The sequence below is a fragment of the Falsiroseomonas sp. HC035 genome, assembly GCF_050563525.1.
Classification (GTDB): Bacteria; Pseudomonadota; Alphaproteobacteria; order Acetobacterales; family Acetobacteraceae; genus Falsiroseomonas.
Genome location: NZ_JBNXUN010000048.1, coordinates 1 through 3,786, shown reverse-complemented (window position 1 = coordinate 3,786; position 3,786 = coordinate 1). Strand labels below are relative to the sequence as shown.

The 3,786-nt window shown below is 66.6% G+C and carries 6 protein-coding genes and 1 pseudogene; 1 reads left to right on the top strand and 6 read right to left on the bottom strand.

From position 1 onward, the window contains the following. From ACLF3G_RS29290 to trxC, 5 genes are all read right to left on the bottom strand, one after another. The coding region (locus tag ACLF3G_RS29290; protein WP_430672906.1) for a thioredoxin family protein at positions 1-122 on the bottom strand (122 nt) is incomplete at its 3' end. 12 nt (positions 123-134) lie between these two features. Beyond that, a complete protein-coding gene (locus ACLF3G_RS29285; RefSeq protein ID WP_430672905.1) occupies positions 135-392 on the bottom strand; it encodes a permease in 258 nt (85 codons plus the stop codon). Positions 393-398: 6 nt separating this feature from the next. Next, positions 399-743 (bottom strand): hypothetical protein, encoded by a 345-nt coding sequence (locus ACLF3G_RS29280; protein WP_430672904.1) that lies wholly within the window; start codon positions 741-743, stop codon positions 399-401. Between the two features lie 78 nt (positions 744-821). Beyond that, positions 822-1,109 (bottom strand): YgaP family membrane protein, encoded by a 288-nt coding sequence (locus ACLF3G_RS29275; RefSeq protein WP_430672903.1) that lies wholly within the window; start codon positions 1,107-1,109, stop codon positions 822-824. After that, positions 1,106-1,549 carry a thioredoxin TrxC gene (gene trxC / locus ACLF3G_RS29270; protein ID WP_430672902.1) on the bottom strand — a complete coding sequence of 148 codons (444 nt, stop codon included), beginning with the start codon at positions 1,547-1,549 and terminating at the stop codon, positions 1,106-1,108. Before trxC ends, ACLF3G_RS29275 begins: the two co-directional genes overlap by 4 nt. Positions 1,550-1,775: 226 nt before the next feature. Between trxC and ACLF3G_RS29265 the strand changes: the two are divergent. Further along, positions 1,776-1,956 (top strand): annotated as a pseudogene (locus tag ACLF3G_RS29265) (integrase core domain-containing protein); the annotation flags it as partial. A gap of 674 nt (positions 1,957-2,630) precedes the next feature. Here ACLF3G_RS29265 and ACLF3G_RS29260 read toward each other — a convergent pair. Further along, positions 2,631-3,632 carry a helix-turn-helix transcriptional regulator gene (locus ACLF3G_RS29260; RefSeq protein WP_430672901.1) on the bottom strand — a complete coding sequence of 334 codons (1,002 nt, stop codon included), beginning with the start codon at positions 3,630-3,632 and terminating at the stop codon, positions 2,631-2,633. Between the last annotated feature and the right edge of the window lie 154 nt (positions 3,633-3,786).

Genomic DNA, 3,786 nt, shown 5'->3' with positions numbered 1-3,786 from the left:
GCGAAGTCGGTCACCTTCTCCACGTTGACTTCTACGCCGGTCTTCGCAGCGGCGTCCTTCACGATCTGCACCGCGGCATCGCAGCGTTTGCAGCCGGGGCCGAGCAGCTTCGCGTCCTTCATTGCAGCTCTCCTTCAGGCGAAAAGCAGGTTGAACAGGAAGCCGACGGCGAGGATGCCGGACCCCACCACGCCGGCAAAGACGGCGATCAGCTTCACCGACAGTACCTTCCGCAGGATGATCATCTCCGGCAGCGAGAGCGCGATCACCGACATCATGAAGGCCAGCACGGTACCGAGAGCCGCGCCCTTGCCCAGCAGCGCCTCGACGACCGGGATAATACCCGCGGCGTTCGAGTACATTGCGATGCCCACCAGCACCGCCGCTGGCACCGACCACTAGGCGTCCCGGCCCATGATCGCGGCCATCGCGTTCCCCACGCCCTGCCGCCGGCCCACCAGCACCGCGCGGGTGCGTTCCGGCGAGAAGAAGGACCGGACGACGCCCATGGCGAACACCACAAGGGCGAGCAGGAGCAGCACCTTCGGAACGTCGTACAGGAAGAAGGCGATGGACTGTCCGAGATGGCTGTTCCGCTCGATCGGGAGCAGGGAGACGAGCCAGTCCGAGAGGGGCACGAGCCAGCTGTAGACCAGTGCCCAGAGCATCACCCCAGTCGCGGTTCCGGCAAGTGAGGGCGCGGCGGAGGGGAGGCGGGCGGGAAGCCCGGCCGAGGTGCTCACGCGGCGATGCCATTCGAGGCAGGAGGTCGGGCCGAGAGCGGCAGCGGCCGGTCGCCTCGGCAGGGGCAGGGCCAGGGCTCAGGCCTTTTCCGGCCTCAAGGGGCAGGTGTTCAGGCCGATGAGGCTGTAGACCGGGCAACTCCCCAAGAGCCCCGTCGCCAACGGCACTACGCCGATCAGGCCCCACCACCCGAGCGGTCCGAACAGTCCGAGTGCAAGCAGCACGACACCTGCTGCGATCCGGAGGCCCCTGTCCGTGTTGCCAACATTGCGCGTCATGTTCGCTTTCCTCTGCAGGCGGGGCTGCAACCCCTTCCAGATGAGATCCAGCACCACCCGCCGGGGCTGCGCATTGATGCTGGTCAAGCCGAGGTGGCGGCGCCCTCTGCCCAGTCGATGATGCCGCGCAACGGCATCGCGCCGGGCTGGCGCGCCACCTCCCGCCCACCGGCGAACAGCGCCAGCGTCGGGATGCTGCGGATAGCGAGTTCCGTGGCGAGGCTTGCCGCCTCCTCGGTCGAGACCTTGACGAGGCGCATGCGGGGCTCGAGTTGTGCCGCGGCGGCTTCGAAGGCGGGCGCCATCGCGCGGCAGGGCCCGCACCAGCTAGCCCAGAAATCGACCAGCAGCGGGATGTCGCTGTTCCGTAGGTGGTGGCGGAAGCGCTTCTCGCTCAGGGCTACGGGCCTGGCCTGGAACAGCGCCGCCTTGCACGCGCCGCAGCGAGGGCCTTCGCCACGCCGCGCGGCCGGGACGCGGTTGGTGGCATCGCAGGCCGGGCAGACGATCCGGATGCTCTCGTTCATGCATTGGTATCCTGCCAAGGGGTGGCGCGTGCCGCTCGGGATTGGCGCGGAGCCAGTCGTGGATCTCGCCCAAGGGTTCTCAGCAATGCTGCTCCGGCGTGAATGGCCCGGCAAGGGGCGCGTAGAGCGGGCGGGCCAGGGCGACCGTAGAGATCAGCCAGACGTCGAATCCGGCCTCCACCAGATGCCAGGCGAGCGGGCGGTGGTGGCGACCGGCCGCTCCACGCCGACGGACAACGCGAAATCGAGGCCTCCAGCGCCGAGCTGCGGGCCGAGTGCTTCAACGCCTTGTGGTTTCTGTCCTTGGCGGCGCCAGGCAACGGATCGAAGATTGGAGGTGCCACGACAACGAGGAGCGGCCGCACGTTGCCCCGGCAAACTTGACCCCGAGGGCCTTCGCCAACCAGCCTGATAACTTGCGTCGACCCTGGACCAGAGACGGGGGCGGGACTATCGCTGTCGCTGGACTACATTACCGGTGGCCGCTTTCAGGGGGCAGGTCACATGCCGCAGGCGCTGTGGGACGCGGCGCACGCGCTGCTGACGATCAGCCCGCGGGCCCGTGCTGATCGCGCGCGCTGCCAGACGCCTTCGCTGCTGCGTGGGCTAATCTTCGGCAGGGACGGGAGCGCCATGTCGTCCCCCCACCCGCGGGGGCCAGTCGGTGCTGAAGGGCAGCGCCGCGGACGGGCGGGCCATTGCGCGCCTTCTGGCTGCGGAGATTGCGGGCGCGGTCACCACGCAGGTATGGGGGCTGCGGCGCCAGCCGGAGGTGGTGCTCGGGGCCTTGCGCGCGGCACGGGCCTCGGTGCCCGATATGACAGACGACAAGGCGCGCCTGGGCACTGGAGCGGCTGGATCCGCTTTGGGAGGAACGCCGAGAAGATCAACTCGTCCTAAGTCTCGCGCCTGCTCCGGCTCACGCTGCTGGCGCTGGACATCGTCGAGGCGATCCTGGACGGGCGGCAGCCGGAGGGGACGACACTGCCGCGGCTGATGGAGCCGTTTCCGGCTGAGCGGGAGAGCCAGAGATTGCCTCCGTAAGTGGCTGGGTCCCGGGGCATCACACTCGCCTCGACCGTCACTGCCGGGCTTTGGCAGCAAGTTCAGAGTTCTGGATCGTCGAAAGTCCACGCGCGCGACGCAGCGTCTCCGAGGGCGGTTCGCCGAACATCGTACGGTACTCGCTCGAAAAGCGCCCAAAATGAAAGAAGCCGAGCTCGGTCGCGGTGTCGGTGACCGAACCCGCGCCGCTACGCAGGCGCATATGCGCGGCACTCAGGCGCAGCGAACGAAGATATGTCTTCGGCGACATCCCGAACCCTTCCTGGAAGGCTGCGTGGAGAGTCCGTTCCGGCACGTTCAGGGCCTCGCAAAGCTCAAGCAGTGATGGTGGTTCGTCGAGCCGCGCGCGGAGCAACTCCTCCGCCGCGCGGGCCACGCGGCGCCTCGTCGAGGAGGATACGACGGGCGTCGAGCTTCCGTACGTTTCGAGGCCCTCGAGAAGAATCTGTAGCACGCATTCCTGCAGCCTGTGCTTGACCTGGCGAGAGGCGGCTGCATTGCTCGACAGCACGGAGAGCAGGCTGTTGATAGCGCATGCGCGCTCTGGGCAATTGGCGGTTCCAGCCGGCGCCCGCAGGAGCCAATCTGTGCCCTGCCTCGTCGCCTCCTCATACAGACGGACGGACAGATGGCGCGCGAATAGCGCTTCCTCGACCCCAATCACCGTGAGATCGAACGGCCCATTGCTGAGGAAATGCGTCTCCGATTGCCGTAGCCGGGCGGGAGCGTTGATGACCGGATCGATGGAACGACCCAGCGATCTGATTCCGCTAGAGGCCGAGCTGATCAAGCCCGCACCGCCCGCACCACGTGGGGTCGCACCCGTGATGAGCAATCCGCTGGACACCCTGAGGCGCGCGATCTGCATCTCCGTGGTCATTGCCATGTCGAACCGGGCGGCGAAGGGTCCACCGTCGATGCGCGCTGCCTGCAACTCCCAAGAGGCGAAGGCTGTCCCTAGTCCATCGAAATCGTCAAACTCGCGCCGAACAACGGCACCGTCCACAAAGCTTGACATGGTGTTATCGCAACTTCTGCGCTGCGCTCCCGGACCATCTTTTATTGGTCCTTCTTGTAGCTTTGCGCGTTTTAATTCGGTCCTTCAAATATTGGTGAAATCAAGACTTCCATCTGACAGAGTTTAACCGCGCGGCGAATTACACGCGCCTCTA

Excerpts from the sequence above, each read along its gene's own strand:
- trxC (WP_430672902.1), bottom strand. The coding sequence starts at position 1,549 with ATGAACGAGAGCATCCGGATCGTCTGCCCGGCCTGCGATGCCACCAAC.
- ACLF3G_RS29260 (WP_430672901.1), bottom strand. The coding sequence starts at position 3,632 with ATGTCAAGCTTTGTGGACGGTGCCGTTGTTCGGCGCGAGTTTGACGAT.